The sequence below is a fragment of the Microbulbifer variabilis genome (assembly GCF_052467165.1).
This window is the reverse complement of record NZ_CP174301.1, coordinates 622485-641362: the sequence shown is the minus strand read 5'-3', so window position 1 is coordinate 641362 and position 18878 is coordinate 622485. Positions and strand designations below refer to the sequence as shown.

The 18878-nt window shown below is 49.5% G+C and carries 16 protein-coding genes; 14 read left to right on the top strand and 2 right to left on the bottom strand.

All coding sequences use genetic code 11. From position 1 onward, the window contains the following. Positions 1 to 6: 6 nt before the first annotated feature. The 9 genes from ACJJIP_RS02785 (at position 7) to ACJJIP_RS02745 (ending at position 13911) form a co-directional block, all read left to right on the top strand. Positions 7 to 1071 carry a CmpA/NrtA family ABC transporter substrate-binding protein gene (locus tag ACJJIP_RS02785; protein ID WP_020414671.1) on the top strand — a complete coding sequence of 355 codons (1065 nt, stop codon included), beginning with the start codon at positions 7 to 9 and terminating at the stop codon, positions 1069 to 1071. Between the two features lie 181 nt (positions 1072 to 1252). After that, on the top strand, positions 1253 to 2716 hold the full coding sequence (locus ACJJIP_RS02780) for a NarK family nitrate/nitrite MFS transporter (protein WP_020414670.1): 1464 nt from the start codon (positions 1253 to 1255) through the stop codon (positions 2714 to 2716). After that, on the top strand, positions 2706 to 4487 hold the full coding sequence (locus ACJJIP_RS02775) for a bifunctional protein-serine/threonine kinase/phosphatase (RefSeq protein WP_444901005.1): 1782 nt from the start codon (positions 2706 to 2708) through the stop codon (positions 4485 to 4487). Before ACJJIP_RS02780 ends, ACJJIP_RS02775 begins: the two co-directional genes overlap by 11 nt. Positions 4488 to 4755: 268 nt before the next feature. After that, positions 4756 to 7293: a nitrite reductase large subunit NirB gene (gene nirB / locus ACJJIP_RS02770; protein ID WP_444946181.1), complete on the top strand. Its 2538-nt coding sequence runs from the start codon at positions 4756 to 4758 to the stop codon at positions 7291 to 7293. A gap of 85 nt (positions 7294 to 7378) precedes the next feature. Then, positions 7379 to 7825 carry a nitrite reductase small subunit NirD gene (nirD, locus tag ACJJIP_RS02765; RefSeq protein ID WP_020414666.1) on the top strand — a complete coding sequence of 149 codons (447 nt, stop codon included), beginning with the start codon at positions 7379 to 7381 and terminating at the stop codon, positions 7823 to 7825. Continuing rightward, positions 7825 to 10593, top strand: a complete 2769-nt coding sequence (locus tag ACJJIP_RS02760; RefSeq protein WP_444946180.1) for a nitrate reductase — start codon at positions 7825 to 7827, stop codon at positions 10591 to 10593. Before nirD ends, ACJJIP_RS02760 begins: the two co-directional genes overlap by 1 nt. Before the next feature lie 241 nt (positions 10594 to 10834). Next, positions 10835 to 11242: a VOC family protein gene (locus ACJJIP_RS02755; RefSeq protein ID WP_444946179.1), complete on the top strand. Its 408-nt coding sequence runs from the start codon at positions 10835 to 10837 to the stop codon at positions 11240 to 11242. Between the two features lie 537 nt (positions 11243 to 11779). Beyond that, positions 11780 to 12421: a LysE family translocator gene (locus ACJJIP_RS02750; protein WP_444946178.1), complete on the top strand. Its 642-nt coding sequence runs from the start codon at positions 11780 to 11782 to the stop codon at positions 12419 to 12421. A gap of 764 nt (positions 12422 to 13185) precedes the next feature. Then, positions 13186 to 13911 carry a dienelactone hydrolase family protein gene (locus ACJJIP_RS02745; RefSeq protein WP_020414661.1) on the top strand — a complete coding sequence of 242 codons (726 nt, stop codon included), beginning with the start codon at positions 13186 to 13188 and terminating at the stop codon, positions 13909 to 13911. Between the two features lie 60 nt (positions 13912 to 13971). Here ACJJIP_RS02745 and soxR read toward each other — a convergent pair whose 3' ends face one another. Further along, positions 13972 to 14457 (bottom strand): redox-sensitive transcriptional activator SoxR, encoded by a 486-nt coding sequence (gene soxR / locus ACJJIP_RS02740; protein ID WP_020414660.1) that lies wholly within the window; start codon positions 14455 to 14457, stop codon positions 13972 to 13974. An 87-nt stretch (positions 14458 to 14544) separates the two neighbouring features. Between soxR and ACJJIP_RS02735 the strand changes: the two genes are divergently transcribed. The 5 genes from ACJJIP_RS02735 to ACJJIP_RS02715 all read left to right on the top strand — a co-directional run bounded on the left by ACJJIP_RS02735 (position 14545) and on the right by ACJJIP_RS02715 (position 18186). Beyond that, complete coding sequence (locus ACJJIP_RS02735; RefSeq protein ID WP_020414659.1) at positions 14545 to 14733, top strand: hypothetical protein; 189 nt, start codon at positions 14545 to 14547, stop codon at positions 14731 to 14733. After that, on the top strand, positions 14730 to 15953 hold the full coding sequence (locus ACJJIP_RS02730) for an MFS transporter (RefSeq protein WP_353375714.1): 1224 nt from the start codon (positions 14730 to 14732) through the stop codon (positions 15951 to 15953). The genes ACJJIP_RS02735 and ACJJIP_RS02730 overlap by 4 nt, the downstream gene beginning before the upstream one ends. Positions 15954 to 16016: 63 nt before the next feature. Further along, a complete protein-coding gene (locus tag ACJJIP_RS02725) occupies positions 16017 to 16982 on the top strand; it encodes an ABC transporter ATP-binding protein (protein ID WP_282952492.1) in 966 nt (321 codons plus the stop codon). Further along, positions 16979 to 17740, top strand: a complete 762-nt coding sequence (locus ACJJIP_RS02720; protein ID WP_020414656.1) for an ABC transporter permease — start codon at positions 16979 to 16981, stop codon at positions 17738 to 17740. Before ACJJIP_RS02725 ends, ACJJIP_RS02720 begins: the two co-directional genes overlap by 4 nt. 17 nt (positions 17741 to 17757) lie before the next feature. Next, positions 17758 to 18186 carry a GFA family protein gene (locus ACJJIP_RS02715; RefSeq protein ID WP_444946177.1) on the top strand — a complete coding sequence of 143 codons (429 nt, stop codon included), beginning with the start codon at positions 17758 to 17760 and terminating at the stop codon, positions 18184 to 18186. A gap of 3 nt (positions 18187 to 18189) precedes the next feature. On the opposite strand, the gene ACJJIP_RS02710 is transcribed toward ACJJIP_RS02715, so the two are convergent. Then, the gene (locus ACJJIP_RS02710) at positions 18190 to 18822 is read right to left on the bottom strand and encodes a TetR/AcrR family transcriptional regulator (protein ID WP_020414654.1); all 633 of its coding nucleotides are present in this window, start codon (positions 18820 to 18822) and stop codon (positions 18190 to 18192) included. Positions 18823 to 18878 lie beyond the last annotated feature (56 nt).

Here is an 18878-nt window from a genome sequence, read left to right as displayed (position 1 = left end):
TTACCGATGTCACTATCTCTGCGCCCGGAAAAGACTTCAATAAAATTGTTATACCTGCGCCTGACCGACAGTGCGCCCTTAATTATCGCCAAGGAGAAGGGCTACTTTCATCAGCTTGGCCTGGATGTGCAGCTACACAGGGAAACCTCCTGGGCAACCCTGCGTGACAAGCTGATCGGACGTAAAGCAGACGCTGCTGCTATGCTAGCGCCGATGCCGCTGGCACTGAAGCAGGCTCTGCCAAACTGTCGGGAACAGCTCTTAAGCGGGCTTATCCTTAGCTGTAACGGCAATGCCATTACCTTATCGGAAGACCTTTTCCATCGCTTGCAAAACTATATCAGCGGCAGTTCACAAGCTGATATCGCCGCGGCACTCAAGCGGTACCTACTGAATAATGCAGGCTCCACCCCGGTGAGGCTCGCTACGGTATACCCTTTTTCCAGTCACAGTTTACAGTTGCGACACTGGCTGCGCTCAGCAAATATTGACCCAGACAGGGAAATACAGTTGGTAGTGCTGCCCCCGGAGCAGATGCTGCAGAACCTTCATAGTGGTGTTATCGATGGCTATTGTGTGGGTGAGCCCTGGAATACCCTCGCCGCTCACAAAGGAGCCGGTGCAATCATCACAGCCTGTAACAGCCTACTGCCAGCTATGCCGGAAAAAGTCCTGGCAGTTACTAAAAGCTGGCATGAAGCTCATCCCGCCACACACCTGGCTTTACGCGCTGCATTACTTCAAGCCTGCACTTGGCTTGCCGCACGGGGAAACCGTCGTATAGCTGCAGGTCTGCTATCACAGAAACAGTATCTTGACTTACCCGAAACACTAATTCAGCTCTCACTCAGTGATCAAATCCTGTTCCGCAGGGATGCAGCGATCATTGCCAATCCAGGCTGGCACCTCTTCGCCCACAAGGACAATGTTAGTGGCCGACCTTGCGCAGACAAGGCAAGTCAGCTGTTGGAGATGTGCAAGGGCTTTAGTGAAGTATCCCCCCAGGCAGAGAAGGCCTTTAGAGCCGACCTCTACCGGCAAACCGTGGACTTTCTCCTCTCAAAAAAATAGTGGCACATTAATTGAATGGAAATATTTCGATGATGCAATTGCCTTCCCTCTGGCGCATCAGCACGGTGAAGTGGTTATTCGCCGAAAATCACGGGCAACGAAGTCCATCGACTACAGTCTACCGGCTGTGGCTATGGGCTTTTTTTTGTGCCTGCGGAATTAGCAAATAAAGGAAATGCGCATGTCCAGTGATACACTCAATCTATTCTCGTTCCGCGGGAAGATAAAAATCCTTCACCTTACCTGGGTGGCTTTTTTTATCACCTTCTTTGCCTGGTTTAACCATGCTCCCCTATTAATGGCAATTGCCAAGAGCTTATCGCTTAGTCCGGATCAAGTTAAAACCCTACTGATCCTAAATGTGGCTCTGACTATTCCTGCTCGCATCGTAATAGGAATGCTGACAGATAAATATGGTCCACGGCTCACCTACTCTCTCCTGCTGGCGATTGGTAGCGTGCCTTGTTTTATTTTTGCCCTGGCAGACAATTTTGTGCAGGCGGCAATAGGCCGCTTCCTGCTCGGGTTTATTGGTGCGGGATTCGTGGTCGGCATTCGCATGGTATCGGAGTGGTTCCCAGCCCGCCAACTGGGAACTGCCGAAGGCATTTATGGGGGCTGGGGTAACTTTGGCTCCGCTGCCGCAGCTATGTCCCTACCAACCATTGCACTGTTTTTTGGAGGCGATGATGGTTGGCGCTACGCCATTGGCCTTACAGGAGTGATTGCGCTTGTATACAGCGTGATTTACTACTTCTCGGTTACCGACACCCCCAAGGGGTCTACCTATTTTAAACCAAAGAAAATTGGTGCAATGGAAGTTACCAGCACTGGGGATTTTGTCCTCTTGTTGGTGATGAAAGTACCTATGTATGCAGCTCTGGCACTGCTCACCTGGAAACTATCCAGCGGAGTCAACTTAATATCCAGCCTCACTGCAAATCTGATTTATTGCGGACTGGTAGTACTTTATCTATTGGACGCACGAAAAACCTACAGTATTAATCGGGAGGTACTCAGTAACCCTCCTGCACCTGTGCACCGTTATAAATTCAAGCAGGTCGCTGTTTTGAACCTACTCTACTTTGCAACATTCGGTTCTGAGCTGGCCGTGGTCTCCATGTTACCCCTGTTCTTCTCCGAGACTTTTACCCTGGATCCGGTAAAGGCTGGCTTATTGGCTTCCGCCTACGCTTTTATGAACCTGATGTCGCGCCCAGCGGGAGGACTGATCAGTGATCGCTGGGGACGTAAGCCCACTCTGCTGATACTGACTGCAGGCCTCGCTTTGGGTTACTTCGCCATGAGTTTGATCGATGCAGAATGGCCACTGTACCTGGCCGTTGCGGCTGCTATGGCCTGTTCCTTCTTCGTACAGGCTGGTGAAGGGGCCGTATTCGCTGTTGTTCCTCTAATCAAGCGTCGACTTACCGGGCAGATCGCCGGAATGACAGGGGCTTATGGCAATGTGGGAGCAGTGTTCTACCTTACAGTGCTAAGCATGGTGTCCTACCAGACTTTCTTCCTGGTCATCTGCGCCACGGCAGTACTCGGTTTTACTGCCCTGTTAATGCTGGAAGAACCAGAAGGGCAAATGGCGGAAGTACTTCCCGATGGCAGCGTATCCATGATCGATGTCGCATGACAGCGGTATAAAAATAACTGCGGGACTAAAAGGTGACAGTCCCGCTACCACAAACTGTGGGCAGGGCAATTACTATGGTGCCTTGCAGCTGTTTAGTGCCTCCTGTGCCGGTCTTCGGCAGCATAATGATGACGCCTGCGCGGTCAGGCTTCCGGAAGGAGCCGAGCTACAGCGCCACGGCAGCCTCGCAGCGCTCGCTGATGGAGTTGCCAATGCAGAGGCTGGCGGCGAGGCAGCTCGAGCCGCTATCAATGGTTTTTTTTCTGACTACTACAGTACTCCGGAAACCTGGTCGACCAAACACGCCGTCGCACGTGTATTACATTCCCTCAACAGCTGGCTTTTCCGTCAGAGTGGCGGCAGCACTGAAATCCAGCGAGGATGGCTGACTACTTTCTCCGCCGTTATATTCAAAGGTACCAGCGCTCACCTGGTACATATTGGAGACTCTAGAATTTATCGTCTGAGAAATAGCAGACTGGAATATCTTAGCCGTGATCACAGCCATACCCTTGGCCCGGGGCGTACCTTTCTAAGTCGCGCATTGGGTATGGATGCGCATATTGACGTGGACTACCGCTGTGAAGCTTTACAAGCAGGTGATGTTTTCCTGCTCAGTAGTGATGGTATCCACGATTTCCTACAGGAAGATACTATTAAGGCGCTGCTGCAGAATTTCTGTGCCTACACTCCGCAACAGCTAATTGATACAGCCTTACAAGCAGGATCCACAGACAACTTAAGCGCAATAGTTTGCAGGGTAAACTCCGTTGGCCTACCCGAGTGTGATGAATTGGCAATGCGCAATCGAGAATTGCCATTTGCGCCGGACCTGCGCCCGGGACAGAAACTCGATAACTTTCAAATTCTACAGGAACTGCACGCCAGCAATCGCAGCCACCTGTATTTGGCACGAGACCAGGACACAGACAAACTCCGAGTAATTAAAACCCCTTCGGTCAATTTTTGTGATGATCCCCTATATATCGAGCGTTTTGTTGCCGAGGAATGGACCGGACGACGAATAACTCACCCTGGAATTATTAAAGTTTTCGCTCCCAACAAAGAGCGGCGTTGCCTTTACCATATTCTCGAATATATTGAAGGCCAGACTTTGCGGCAGTGGATGCAATTAAACCCACAACCACAAATCCCCCAGGTACGGGATATCCTCGGGCAACTGGTCAGTGCTCTGCGAAGCCTGCAGCGCATGGAAATCGTTCACGGCGATCTCAAACCAGAAAATATTATGATGCGCAATGACGGGCGCCTCGTAATTATTGATCTGGGTGGTGCTGATGGTCCCGGACTCAGAGAACAATTACACTTATCCGGCGAATGTGCCCCCGGTAGCAAGAATTACACAGCACCGGAGTTCTTTTTTGGTGATAGCGCCAGTCACCGCTCAGATATATTTTCCCTCGGAGTAATCACCTATGAACTTCTCACCGGTAAATATCCCTATCCAGAGCGTCTCGGCAATTATCACTACCATCTGAAAAGTTACAGCCAGATGCAATTTACCAGGGCTTCCCGGTATCGGGACGATATTCCGCACTGGATAGATGGAGCTTTACACAAAGCCTGTGCGGCAGATCCAAAGAAACGCTACATCGCACTATCGGAATTTATCCAGGATTTGCAGGTTCCAAATCCAGAATTCAAGTTGCCAAATAAGCGCCCACTCCTGGAACGCAATCCTCTGCTGTGTTGGCAGTTACTGGCTCTATTATTACTGCTCTCACATCTGCTCTATTTCTTCTGGCTCTAGCTCACAGGATTTGAATAAGCACTTTCAATGCGCAAGAAAATTCCCGCATGCACTAATTTGTCGCAGATATCGTAGACAATCGAGCCAAAACGCCACCATTTCTATAAATAAAGTTGGCATGGAGATTGAATGTATTTAATTACCAACAAAATACTCCCCTATTTCGAGGCAACGGCGCCTGTACTCTTCGGCAGAAGAGGAGGCGCCCTTGCTGCTTTTCCTGGGCCTGCCCCTGCCGAACAAACAAATTGAGACGGCAGGAATGTAAATGAGAGTAAATACAGAGAAACAAAAGCTGATCGTGATTGGCAACGGTATGGTAGGACACCATTTCCTTGAACAGCTGGCCAATCATCAAAAATCCACAAGTTTTGAAATTTCCATTTTCTGTGCAGAACCAAGGCCAGCCTATGATCGGGTTCATCTGTCTGAATATTTTTCTGGTCTCAGTACAGAAGACCTGGCTATGGGTAAAACTGAGCAATACCAGCAATGGGGATTTGAGCTTCTGCTCAACGACCGGGTTGAGGAGATTGATAGAAAAAATAAAATGGTCACCGCTGCCAGCGGCATCACTCGTTCCTACGATCAGCTAATACTCGCCACCGGCTCCTATCCATTTGTGCCGCCAATTCCGGGCCATCAGCACGAGCGCTGTTTCGTCTACCGGACCATCGAAGACTTGGATGCAATCCGCTCTGCTGCCGTGAATGCCAAAACAGGTGTTGTAGTTGGCGGCGGCCTGCTCGGCCTTGAGGCTGCCAATGCATTAAAGACTCTGGGGCTCGAAGCTCATGTAGTGGAGTTTGCACCGGGGTTAATGGCCACCCAGCTCGATGACGGCGGTTCAACACTGTTACGCAATAAAATTGAAGACCTGGGGGTCCAGGTGCATACCAGTACAGCCACCGAACTCATTGAAGAAGTGGATGGTCGCCTATGTATGCAATTTAAAGGGGATAGGAAACTTATCACCGATATGATTGTATTCTCCGCCGGTATTCGCCCCCAAGACTCACTCGCAAAATCTTCGGGCCTACAAACCGGAGAGCGAGGCGGCATAGTTATTGACAGCAGTTGCCGAACCTCGGACCCGGATATTTTTGCTATCGGTGAATGCGCCCTGTACGAAAATCAAATATTTGGTCTAGTCGCGCCGGGATATAGTATGGCGCGTACAGCTGTTGCCCAGCTGGTTGGAGAAGAGGAAAATTTCACCGGCGCCGATATGAGTACCAAACTCAAGCTTCTCGGGGTTCAGGTAGGTTCTATTGGTGACGCCCATGGACGCAGTGACGGTGCTGCCGCTATCACTTTCGTCGATGAGCAGAGCGGCATCTATAAACGCATGATTACCGATAGCACCGGGAAACAATTACTCGGCGCCGTAATGGTTGGCGATACCAGTGAATATGATAGCCTGCTGCAATATCACCTGAATAATATCGAGTTGCCCGAACACCCGGAGCAACTAATTTTACCTGCAGCAGAAGGTGCAACTCCTACCCTGGGTGCAGCAGCCCTTCCAGCAACCGCTACAGTGTGTTCCTGTCATAATGTGAGTAAGGGCCAGATCGTCGATGTTATTGCCGGAGGTTGCCACTCCCTAGCTGAAGTCAAGGAAGTAACCAAGGCTTCCACTGGTTGTGGTGGCTGCACCGCCTTGCTGAAGGATATTGTTGACGACGAGCTGGCCGCACTGGGCATGGAAGTAAACAATCATCTCTGCGCTCACTTCCCCTTCTCACGCCAGGAGTTATTTCACATTATTCAGGTGGAGGAAATTAAAACCTTTGCCGGACTGCTGGAAAGACATGGCAACGGTCATGGCTGTGAGGTCTGTAAACCCACCGTAGCCTCCATACTCGCCTCTTTATGGAATGAGCATATTCTCGAGCAGTCCCATGTCGGACTGCAGGATACCAATGACACTTTTATGGCGAATATGCAGAAAAATGGCAGCTACTCAGTAGTGCCTCGTATTCCCGGTGGTGAAATTACGCCGGAAAAGTTGATTGTTATTGGTGAAGTCGCTAAACGCTATAACCTCTATACAAAAATTACCGGTGGTCAGCGTATCGATCTATTTGGTGCGAGGCTGGAGCAACTACCGGAAATCTGGAGCGAACTGATTGACGCAGGCTTTGAAACCGGCCATGCCTACGGAAAGTCTCTGCGTACAGTCAAATCCTGTGTCGGCAGTACCTGGTGTCGCTTCGGAGTGCAAGACAGTGTTTCCATGGCTCTGCTTGTGGAAAATCGCTATAAGGGCCTTCGCTCACCACACAAAATTAAAATGGCGGTATCGGGTTGCACCCGTGAATGTGCTGAAGCGCAGAGCAAAGATGTGGGAGTAATCGCCACCGAAAAAGGTTGGAACCTTTTTGTCTGCGGGAATGGAGGCATGCGCCCTCGCCATGCAGATTTATTTGCCACCGATCTGGATAGCGAAACCCTGATCCGTTATATCGACCGATTTTTAATGTTTTACGTACGTACTGCCGATAAATTACAGCGCACATCAGTATGGCTCGAAAATCTCGACGGCGGTCTCGATTACCTGCGTGAAGTCATTATTGATGACAAACTGGATATCTGTGTGGAGCTGGAGGCGCAGATGAAACGTGTAGTCAATACCTACCAGTGTGAATGGAAAACTGCGGTCAACGATCCCGAAAAGCTCAAACGTTTTCGCCAGTTTGTCAATAGTGACCAATCAGATGAAAAAATAATTTTTGTCAAAGAGCGTGGTCAGCCACGACCGGCAACTGTGGAAGAAATTGTGGAAACCTCAGAGTCCGCATGACACCAACCCGGCAGCTTAACCCACCGGCCCGCAAATGATGAAGACTTCACTTTTTAACCTCTTAAAGTCTTTAAAGGAAATTATTATGAGCTTAGCCGCACTGCAACAAAGCAACACAAATTCAATTGCCATAACCCACCCCCAATGGTTACCAATCTGTCAGCGATCAGATCTGGTGAATAACTCAGGGGTGTGTGCCCTTTGGGGTGATACCTCTGTATATCCTACGGAGATGTTCAGTAGAGCCAATAAAATTATTGAACAGAGAAGTATCGCCCTATTTTTTTTACCCGATCAGGAGCAACAGCTTTATGCCGTTGACAACTGGGACCCGATCGCACAAGCTGGCGTAATTGCAAGAGGAATTATTGCGGAAATGGAGGGGGAATTGACTGTTGCTTCCCCACTTTATAAACACCACTTCCGCCTAAGCGATGGAGTCTGCATGGAAGATAGCAATATCAGGCTTGCCACCTACCCACTGGCACTTTATGAGGATAAGGTTTACATCGGCTGCAATAAGATACAGTAATGGCAGTAACGGAATTTTTGAGCGCGCGCCGCTCCTGCACTACCTGCCCCTATTGCGGCGTAGGCTGTGGAGTAACGGTCGACAAGGAAGAGCGCGCGGACACTACGGCTATAAAAGTCAGTGGCGATACCCAACATCCCGCTAATTTTGGCAAACTTTGTGTCAAAGGCGCCGCGCTTGGGGAAACCCTCGGTGAACGTGATAGGCTGCTACGTCCTCGCTTGCACGGAAAGGAGTGTGACTGGGATAGTGCCATGTCCTATGTGGCCGATAGCTTTGCGCAAAATATCCGTGAATATGGTCCAGACTCCGTAGCCTTTTATCTCTCTGGGCAGCTACTTACCGAAGATTACTATGTTGCCAATAAACTGATGAAGGGATTTATTGGCAGCGCTAATATCGATACCAATTCACGTCTGTGCATGTCCTCAGCAGTTGTCGGGTATAAACGTGCATTTGGAGCAGACGCCGTACCTTGCTGCTACGGTGACCTGGAACACACAGACCTTATTATATTAATTGGCTCCAATGCCGCCTGGACCCATCCAATCCTTTTCCAGCGCATGCAGGCAGGCAGTGCAAAACTGGTCGTCATAGACCCTCGTGCGAGTGCTACCAGTGAAATGGCCGACCTACACCTCGCTATTATTCCAGGCAGTGATGCATCCCTGTTTAACGGCTTGCTTAATTTCCTCGCACAGCACAATCAACTTGATCATCAATATATTCAGCAACACACTCAGGGCTTTGAGGATACCCTCGTCGCAGCTCAGCACTGGTCTCTTCAACAAACCGCGCTGGCCTGTGGAATATCTACAGAAAAATTACAGGCATTCTTTCAGCTGTTTGCCGAAACAGAAAAAACAATCAGCTTTTATTCCCAGGGTATCAACCAATCCAGCAGTGGTAGCGATAAAAACAACGCTATCATCAATTGTCACCTGGCTACAGGGCGCATTGGAAAAACGGGAACGGGCCCTTTCTCAATCACGGGACAACCCAATGCCATGGGGGGGCGTGAAGTGGGTGGCCTTGCAAATATGCTCGCTGCCCATATGGAATTCGATATGGATGCCATTGATCGGGTAGGCCGTTTCTGGTGCGCTCCGCAGGTCGCACTGACTCCCGGATTAAAAGCAGTAGATATGTTCCGCGCAGTGGAAAGTGGGCAGATTAAGGCCATCTGGATTATGGCCACCAATCCTGCAGTGAGCATGCCAGAGGCAGACCGAGTGGCAGAAGCGCTGCGCAAGTGTCCGCTGGTAGTTGTTTCCGATTGTATTGCCGATACAGACACCGCACGGTGTGCCGATGTACTGTTACCAGCTACTAGCTGGGGAGAGAAAAATGGCACAGTTACCAATGCAGAACGGCGTATCTCCCGGCAAAGGCCCTTCCAGGAACCAAGCGGAGAGGCTCGGCATGACTGGCAGGCCATTTGTGACTTGGCAGGTCGTCTGGGATTCGAGGATCAATTCAGCTATTCACATCCCGCAGATATTTTCCGCGAGCACGCTCAATTATCCGGCTTTGAAAATAACGGTAGCCGAGCCTTTGATATTTCCCTCTTTGGGAATATCCAACGCAGTGACTACGACAAGCTACAACCGGTGCAGTGGCCGGTCAATACTGCAAACCCCAACGGCAGTGCACGCTTGTTTGAAGATGGAAGATTTTTTACCGAAAGCGGACGCGCTAATTTTATTCCTATCACACCCCGCTCTCCCCAGCAGCAAATTAATAAGGCCTACCCATTGTGGCTCAATAGCGGACGCATGCGTGACCAGTGGCATACCATGACCCGCACCGGCCGCTCACGCAAGCTGCTCGACCACAGCGAAATTGCTGAGGTTCAGATCAATCCGAGAGATGCCAGGGAATACGGTGTTGACGAGGGAGCCCTGGTAGAGCTGCGCAGTGCGCAGGGCAGAATGTGCGGACGCGCAGCGCTAAATGCCGCACAAAAACATGGAGAGTTATTTGCGCCCATCCACTGGAGCCAAACTCTTGCGCAGGAGTCCAAAGTCAGCGCCCTTACCGAAGCAGTTGTTGATCCCCTATCAGGCCAACCCGAGTTCAAACAGGTACCAGTTCAACTACAGCCCCTCGAATGCCACAGTTATGCCACCCTGATCTGCCCTGATCCAGTAGCCAAAAGCCTATGGCAGTGGTTACAAACACATAACGACAGCAACCTCCTGCACTGGTACAGAGTGCCTTGTGATGGTGGTTATCGCTTTGAGCTGGCTCTGTGCCATCCCCTGGATGGCCGCAAGTTAGGTGCAATGCTATTGCAGGATATCCCCGATATTCACTGGCAACAGGTCGAGACGTTAAAGAGTCAGCGCTGGCTGGCCTATAGCGATGAATTCCAACTACTGATTATTGCTAATAACGACTGGCACAACCTACCGGATCGACGGACTCTAGAGCGCTATTTGCAATTCGATATGCCCCAAATTCCAGCTCAACTGCTACACCCTATCCCAGCCGGTGCGCGTATGGTCTGCACCTGTATGCAGATTTCCCGGCCGCAGATCGAGCAAGCAATTGGAAATGGCATCCACTCCGTAGAAGCGCTAGGTCATGCACTCGGGTGTGGAACCCGCTGCGGTTCTTGTAAACCGGAAATATCTGCCCTGATCCGCACAGCGCGGGAAAGTGGTGTTTCCGGACAGGCAGTAGCCGCTACGATGGAGACCGAAGTGGTTAAGTCTGCCAAAAATAAGCACAAAGAACTTAAAGAAAACTACGCAGCTGGCGCCTAGGAAGTCCTTTTGAATTAACAGAAGGGTCCAATTCATCCCCGCAATATCCCCAAGACAATAACTATCTGTGGATGAAATTATTTCTTTTAGAGGCTGACCTGCCGATTTAGAGCAGAAAGGCCTCTATTATGGCGTTGCAAGGGCCCTCTCAAGTTAATATCAACTTTATTCCCTCTACAATTAAGGCCGATATATCTAGCGCGTCATAGCGAAGCTTTTCAATCAAGCACACGGGGTTTCCATGTTCAAAATCGACCATATTGATCACGTGGTTTTAAGCGTAAAATCACTAAGCGCTATGCGCGATTTTTATGAAGGAATCCTCGGCTGCAAGATGGAGCGGGAAAATGAAGACCTCGGGCTTTACCAGATGCGAGCCGGCAACTGCCTGATTGACCTGGTTCCGGTAGACCACTCCATTGGTTTAGCGGGAGGCTCAGCCCCAGGAAAAGAGGGACGTAATATGCATCACTTCTGCTTGCGTGTTGATCCTTTTAACCCAAGGGAAATTCACAAATACATGAGTGAAAATAATGTCGAAGCCTCCCCAGTAGAGCAGCGCTACGGAGCCGAAGGCATGGGGCCATCAATCTATATTTCAGATCCCGAGCACAATGTTATAGAGCTTAAGGGCCCGCCAACCACTTAGGGAACCCCGAAACAGCTTGATAATTTTCCAGTCCCGAAGAACAGAAATGTAAAAAACCTGAGATGGCTGATTACTCAGCCAATGAAGATTTTTTAGCAGCTTTCACGGATGGAATAGCAGCATTAAAGAAAAGCCCCTTGAGTATCCCGACATTTTAATCACAAACCACCTATCAAGCTCATTAAAAGCAGTATAACTACATTTTTTTGAAAAAAAGTCATTTAGGGAGCGGCAATTATTCTAGCCAGCTATTGATATACCAAAATCCTGAGTTAGTATCGCAACACAAAATATGATTATCACACAAAAACCACATACAATAGTGCACGCTGGCGAATGGAAATATTGAGCCTCCTATTCAATAATTGATGGCGCCCTGAGCATTAATAAGAGTGTTCACATCTATGGCTTAATATACTTGGGACGATTAGAGGATTATATCTTTATTACGCATCCCGAAAGGCCAAATTAAAGCCCACCATTTCAATATGGAATTCTTTCCTATAGAAAAAATGATTTAACTCACTTTGACCATTTATGAAAAAGCTGTTTTCAATCAACTTGCATGCAGCCCCAAAAAGGCTTTTACTGACGTATATCAATAATTATCAACAGGAAAGCTATATGTCTTTACTTTTAGCTATGTTCGGATTTTCTCTGGCCATGTCGATCACGCCGGGGCCAGTCAACATGGTAATTATTTCTTCCGGCGTCAATTATGGTTTTGGCCGGACAATGCCATTTGTTTCAGGAGCAACAATAGGATTTACCCTCTTATTGGCAGCCATTGGCTTCGGTTTTTATCAATTACTGGCTGTTTATCCCCAGTTTTTACAATATCTGGCCATACTGGGTTCGGCTTATGTGATATATATCGGTTATAAGATAGCAACGGCTTCTGATGCAACTATTGATATTGCAGAGCAGACTAAACCGAGATTCCATGAAGGATTTTTGTTGCAATGGCTTAACCCTAAAGCGTGGGTAGCCTGCATATCTGGAGTTGCACTATTCTCGAGTGCAGAAAGCCACTCCAGTTTAATGACCTTTGTACTAATCTGCTTCCTCGTATGCTATACATCATTGGCAATCTGGGCTCTGGCAGGAGATAGAGCTCGATTACTACTAGGCACCGAACACCGGGTAAAAGTATTTAACGGTATTATGGGGGGCTTCTGATCCTTTGTGCGCTCTATCTCTTGTATACACAGCTCCTAACTGGACAATCCGGGCTCACCAATTTATAGAGCTCTTCTATTTTTGCCTTTAACCCCACTAATTTAGTGCAGGGTTATTTAAAAAAATTTTGGCCGACCAAAACTATGCAAATCAAGAAATGCTTTCATTATATATCGCCATTGACACCCTTATATAATTTAGTTAGCACTTCTAGCAATTTTTCTTGCTTAATTTCTGCTAGAAGCCCGTCTCTGAACTCACTATTTAAGAATAGCATCCAAATTCAGTATTAAATGAAATGACTTTATTGCTTTGCAGATGACGTAACTAAATATAATGTTTAAGTTCAACAAACGATAGGACTGTGCAATTGGACGCCAAGTAGATAATTTTGGCCTCTATCAGCTCTACACTTGTGTATGTCTGATTGATTTTGTGCCAGTGAATCAACCACTTGGCCTAAAAAGTGCGGCTACTCTGGGTGCTGGAATATGCAATTTACCTTCTTGCAGATCCTTTTTATCCTGGTACCACTCAACAATTTTTGCAATAAAATAACATTCAATCCTCATCTGTAGAGAAAAACTATGATACCGAGGATATGGGTTTTTCAGTATATTTTAATAATCTTGAAGTCAACATTACTAAATTGAAGGCGTTGATTGGCAAAATTATTTAATCAATTATCTCCTATAGAAACTTTGAGATTCAGACATTTTTATCAAGTAAGCTTACAATTTTCTCACAATTCAGGCCCTGAGATTATGGAAAATGAAGTCATAGATTATACGGTAAATGGTGATTCCTTTACCGGTTACCTCGCGTGGGACAGCGGTATTAACGAAAAGCGCCCCGGAGTCATTCTGGTACATGAGTGGTGGGGACATAATGCCTTTGTGAGGGAACAGGCAGACCGGCTGGCCGAACTTGGATACTACGCTTTTGCAGTGGACATGTTCGGTACCGGCAAACAAACCGATGACCCTGCCGAGGCGCAGAAATTCCACGATGAGGCCCTCAAAAGCCCCGTGGTTCTGGAAGCGCGTTTTCGTACAGCACTTTCGCTATTACAACAACACGCCGGTGTTGATCCCAATCGCATTGCTGCACAGGGATATTGTTTTGGTGGCGGCGTGGTATTAGCTATGGCACGCCTCGGCCTCGAGTTGCGTGGTGCCGTCAGCTTTCACGGTGCTCTGACCAGCGATGTTGTCGCGAAAAAAGGCAAGATCCAGGCCGAAATACAGGTCTATACCGGCGGTGCCGATGCCATGATTCCGCCCCAACAGGTCGGTGCTTTTGTTGAAGAGATGCAAGAAGCGGGAGCCAAGCTCACACTGGTGAGTTATCCAGGTGTACTGCACGGATTTACCAATCCCGCCGCAACTGAGCGAGGCGAGAAGTTCGGCCTACCACTCGCATATAACCAGGAAGCGGCAATGGATTCCTGGCAGGGCGCCCTGGATTTCTACCAAAAAATCTTCAACTGACAATGTTTGTGCCCGGTAAATTTACTACCGGGCACAAATCGCCTTTTAAATTTCAGAACTCTAATCTTCACTCAGATAGAGAGCACCTCTACCCTGCTCTGCCGCCTGGTCCCCTGGGTTGCGTAACGGGCAGTTATCCATAGAAAGGCACCCACAGCCTATACAACCTTCCAACCGATCGCGCAGCTGGGTCAGCTGGCGAATACGCTGGTCGAGGTCCTCACGCCAGCCTGCCGAGAGCTTGGCCCAATCTTTAGCTGTCGGCGTGCGTCCATTCGGAAGGGTTGCCAACGCCTGACGGATTTCGGCCAGTGGGATACCGGTACTCTGTGCCACCTTGATAATGGCCACACGCCGCAATACATCGCGGGAGTAGCGCCGTTGGTTACCACTGGTGCGCCAACTGCTAATCAGCCCCTTACTCTCATAAAAGTGCAGAGCGCTTACCGCTACATCACAGCGCTCTGCCACCTCTCCAACAGTCAACTCACGCCGGATACTTTGCCCCGGTTGGATAGCAGCTTTGTCATTTTTCGCCTTAGTCACCTAAAGGCCTCCCAAAACCATTGACCTCAATATTACTTGAGGTTTTACACTGCGCCGCGATCCAATGCAAGTAAAGGAAGGAAAGTGATGAACTGGAATCGTAAACAACCGAATCCGACTCTCCAGACACAGTCAGCACCGGGCTTCTTTCAACTGATGGTGGCAGCACAGAGCCTGAGCATCAGCCTGGTCAAAGAAACCAAGCAGCAAGAAAGTCCATCGGCTGCCAATACCGGGATCGGGTTGAATGCCTGCAAGGTCGGGGGCCAGTCATGAAAACTGTTGCTGCGATTGCAGTACCTGGTAATTTTACGGTTCCCACACCCCAGCGGCTGACGTTATTGTGCCTCGCAGCACTCACAATTATGTCCGGCGCTACTGTGGCGCCATCCCTGCCGGCCCTGGAAAACTATTTTTCCCAACACCCAGATAGTGCACTGCTGAGCCGGCTGGTTTTGAGTTTGCCCGCCCTGATGATCGCCATATTTGCACCTCTGGCCGGGATTATCTCAGACCGCTACGGAAGGCGCAGACTACTGCTATTGGCGGTAGGTCTGTATGGCTTTGCCGGGACTTCCGCTTTATTGCAAAACAGTCTGGAAGGAATTCTCGCCAGCCGCATTCTTCTGGGGGTGGCCGTAGCCGGCACAATGACCTCTGTCACTGCCTTGGTAGGAGATTATTTCACCCCCAGAGAGAGGCAGGTTTACATGGGGCAGCAAGGCGCTTTTATCAGCCTCGGGGGAGTTGTCTGTCTACTGGCCGGGGGATTACTGGCAGACCTGCATTGGCGTGGCCCTTTTGCCATTTACGGGGTTGCGCTGCTGTTGATTCCCGCGGTGCTGATCTACCTTCCTGAACCCAAACGCAGCTATACACTCAAAAAATCAAAAAGCATTGCAGAAAAAAAAATCTACTGGCTGGGATTCTCCGCCTTGCTCGGTGCTGCCATGCTGAACAGCCTGGCTTTTTTCCTGATCCCAACACAGCTGCCTTTCCTGCTGCAAGAGATCGGTGCCAGCTCTCCCAGTCAAGCCGGAGTAGCCATTGCTGCGGGTAATCTAATGGGCGCTCTCGCTTCGCTGACTCTGTTCCCACGTGCACACAAAATTTTTGGCAAATTTGGAATTTTCGCCTTCAGTTTTACCGTTATGGCCACCGGCATGGGGTTGATTTCCATAGCAGAATCTTTCTCTGGAATCATTATCGCCATGGCAATCTACGGTAGTGGTATGGGAACACTCATACCACATATTTTTTCTACAGGGTTGGAGTCAGCTACAGAAAATATGCGCGGGCGCATTTCGGGAGCGCTGACCGCCAGTGTATTTATTGGGCAATTTTTATCTCCTTTTCTCAGTCAGCCATGGGTTAATCACTTTGGTCTTGCAAGTGCCTTCTCTACAGTGGCTCTAGGGCTATTGTTACTGGCAGTTATAGCCCTGATAACCCACTGGCTTAAAACAAAAACATCCACTGAAATTAAATTGCGGTAGGATGTAGACCCGCCCGACAACGCAACGCCAAAGAAGTAACCGTAACTTTGGCAAGGAGAGAAAGTGAAACCTATTATTTCGATCCAGGGCCTCGGCAAAACCTATGCTGGAGGATTTACCGCCCTAAATAATGTCGACCTGGAAATTCAGCGTGGGGAAATCTTTGCCTTGCTTGGCCCCAATGGAGCTGGCAAAACCACCCTGATCAGCATTGTGTGTGGCATCGTCAACGCCAGTCAAGGCAGTATTCGCGTCAACGGGTTTGACATTCAGTCAGACTACCGCAAGGCCCGCAATGAGATCGGTTTGGTGCCGCAGGAAATTTCCACCGATGCCTTTGAAACCGTATGGGCTGCTGTGAAATTCAGTCGTGGCCTGTTCGGAAAATCCCCGAATCCCGCCTATCTGGAAAAGATTCTGCGGCAATTGTCTTTATGGGAAAAAAAGGACAATAAAATTATTACCCTGTCTGGTGGCATGAAGCGCCGCCTGATGATTGCTAAAGCGCTTTCCCATGAGCCGAATGTCTTATTCCTGGATGAACCCACCGCAGGTGTAGACGTAGAGTTGCGCCAGGATATGTGGGAGATGGTACGCGGACTAAAGGATTCAGGCGTCACCATTATCCTGACTACACACTATATCGAGGAGGCCGAGGAGATGGCCGATCGCGTCGGCGTCATCAATCATGGTGAACTGGTATTAGTGGAGGAGAAAAAAACCCTGATGCAGAAAATGGGTGAGAAGGAACTCAGCCTCAACCTGCCCGAGCCATTACAGAGAATTCCCGATGCCCTTGCCGACTTGCCTCTAAGCCTAAGCGGAGATGGCAGCCAACTGGTATACCGTTTCGATGTCAAAAGCGAAGACACTGGCATTGCGGAGTTTTTGCGCCGCCTCAATGCAGCCAGTATCGATTTTCGCGATCTACATACCAGAGAGAGTTCCCTGGAGGAAATCTTTGTCAACCTGGTGCACGGTGCGCGCAGGGAACGAGAGGAACAGCTAAGCAAGGAGACCCAGGAATGAACTGGTACGGAATCGCGGCGATTTACAAGTTTGAAATGGCGCGCACATGGCGTACTCTGATGCAGAGTATCGCCTCGCCGGTACTCTCCACCTCCCTCTATTTTATTGTGTTTGGCGCGGCCATCGGCTCGCGTATGGGGGACATTGACGGTGTTAGCTATGGAGCCTTTATTATCCCTGGCCTGATTATGCTGGCACTGTTAAGCGAGAGTATTTCCAATGCCTCTTTTGGTATTTTCTTTCCGAAGTTCTCAGGCACCATTTACGAAGTGCTATCCGCACCAGTATCGGCTTTCGAGGTTGTAGCCGGCTATGTGGGAGCTGCAGCATCCAAATCAATTATTCTCGGGCTCTTGATCCTGCTCACTGCACGCTTTTTTGTGGACTACGAAATTGTCCACCCCTTCTGGATGATCGTATTCCTGGTGCTGACTGCGGTCACTTTCAGCCTGTTTGGTTTTATCATCGGTATCTGGGCGGATGATTTCCAGAAACTGCAAATTATTCCGCTAATGATTATTACCCCCCTGACTTTTCTGGGTGGAGCTTTTTACTCCATTAGTATGCTGCCGGAAATCTGGCAGAAAATTACCCTGTTTAACCCGGTGGTCTACCTGATCAGCAGTTTCCGCTGGGCGTTTTATGGGGTTGCCGATGTAAACCTGGGCCTCAGCGTGGGAATGATCCTTCTTTTTCTTCTCCTTTGCCTGACAACTATCTGGTGGATTTTCCGCACCGGCTACCGGATTAAAACCTGATCAGTGAGATTTTAGGGATGGGGGAAATTCACGAGGGTGGCTGTGCCTGTGACGCCGTGCATTTTCGCGCCGCTGGCACTCCTCACCGAGTGAGCCTCTGTTCCTGTAGCTGGTGCCGAAAACGTACCGGCAGTCTAATCGGCGTGTCGGTGTATTTTGACAAGGCCAACGTAGAGTTCATCCGAGGCAAGTTGAAAAGTCACCAGTTAATATCCGATGCGAATCGCTGGATAGAGTGCCAGTTCTGCATCAGCTGTGGCAGTGCCGTTACCTGGACCCTGGAATTTCTGCCTAGGTATCGCGGTATTGCCGGAGGCGCCTTCGACGACCCGGCATTTATTCAGCCAGAACGCTACGTCTACTACCAAAATAAACCGGACTGGCTGGAAATAAATAGAAATATCAGCCGCTGCCCGATGATGGCGGGCCGCACCGACCAATATTAGAAATCAACGGTAACCGCGCATAAACAGTGCCACCGCCTTGCGCACCCGCTCGCGTCGCTCCTCCTCTGCCTGCACCTCACAGCAGCCGATCAATACACGCATATGCCGGCAACCCAGCAATATACCCATAAAGTCCTCAGCAGCCTCGGCCGGGTCCTCCACCCTCAACTTACCCATCTCGGTAGCACGGCGCAGCAACTGCTCAATATCCTTCAGAATTCGCTGAGGACCCGCATCGAAAAACAGCTGTGCCAGTTTTGATTCCTGCGCGGCCAGTGCGCACAAAAGCCGTAACAAGCGAATGCTATCTTCGCTGTCCACCATGCTCAGGAAGGCTTGGCCAATGCGCTCCAGTACTTCTGCCACCGAATCCCCCTCCTCCAGGTCGAAAATAGGCAGGGGCATCATCATCTCGCAGCGGGAAGTGATCGCAGCACTGAACAGCGTCTCTTTATCAGAGAAGTGGCTGTACACCGTCAGTTTCGATACACCCGCAGCAGAGGCCACCGCATCCACACTGGTTGCGGCAAAACCTTTGGTCAGAAACAGCTCCTTGGCTGCATCGAGAATTGCCTGGCGTTTGGCCAGATCCTTGGGACGCCCGCGCTGGGCAGCCGCCTGAGACTGTTCAGACATAGCACTCCATATACTGGACTCACCAGTTTAATAAATTTACTATACTCGCCAGTATA

What these genes read in the sequence shown, in the direction of transcription:
- ACJJIP_RS02785 (WP_020414671.1), top strand. Translation starts at nt 7, where the DNA reads ATGTCACTATCTCTGCGCCCGGAAAAGACTTCAATAAAATTGTTATAC.
- ACJJIP_RS02780 (WP_020414670.1), top strand. Translation starts at nt 1,253, where the DNA reads ATGTCCAGTGATACACTCAATCTATTCTCGTTCCGCGGGAAGATAAAA.
- ACJJIP_RS02775 (WP_444901005.1), top strand. Translation starts at nt 2,706, where the DNA reads ATGTCGCATGACAGCGGTATAAAAATAACTGCGGGACTAAAAGGTGAC.
- nirB (WP_444946181.1), top strand. Translation starts at nt 4,756, where the DNA reads ATGAGAGTAAATACAGAGAAACAAAAGCTGATCGTGATTGGCAACGGT.
- nirD (WP_020414666.1), top strand. Translation starts at nt 7,379, where the DNA reads ATGAGCTTAGCCGCACTGCAACAAAGCAACACAAATTCAATTGCCATA.
- ACJJIP_RS02760 (WP_444946180.1), top strand. Translation starts at nt 7,825, where the DNA reads ATGGCAGTAACGGAATTTTTGAGCGCGCGCCGCTCCTGCACTACCTGC.
- ACJJIP_RS02755 (WP_444946179.1), top strand. Translation starts at nt 10,835, where the DNA reads ATGTTCAAAATCGACCATATTGATCACGTGGTTTTAAGCGTAAAATCA.
- ACJJIP_RS02750 (WP_444946178.1), top strand. Translation starts at nt 11,780, where the DNA reads ATGAAAAAGCTGTTTTCAATCAACTTGCATGCAGCCCCAAAAAGGCTT.
- ACJJIP_RS02745 (WP_020414661.1), top strand. Translation starts at nt 13,186, where the DNA reads ATGGAAAATGAAGTCATAGATTATACGGTAAATGGTGATTCCTTTACC.
- ACJJIP_RS02735 (WP_020414659.1), top strand. Translation starts at nt 14,545, where the DNA reads ATGAACTGGAATCGTAAACAACCGAATCCGACTCTCCAGACACAGTCA.
- ACJJIP_RS02730 (WP_353375714.1), top strand. Translation starts at nt 14,730, where the DNA reads ATGAAAACTGTTGCTGCGATTGCAGTACCTGGTAATTTTACGGTTCCC.
- ACJJIP_RS02720 (WP_020414656.1), top strand. Translation starts at nt 16,979, where the DNA reads ATGAACTGGTACGGAATCGCGGCGATTTACAAGTTTGAAATGGCGCGC.
- ACJJIP_RS02715 (WP_444946177.1), top strand. Translation starts at nt 17,758, where the DNA reads ATGGGGGAAATTCACGAGGGTGGCTGTGCCTGTGACGCCGTGCATTTT.
- ACJJIP_RS02710 (WP_020414654.1), bottom strand. Translation starts at nt 18,822, where the DNA reads ATGTCTGAACAGTCTCAGGCGGCTGCCCAGCGCGGGCGTCCCAAGGAT.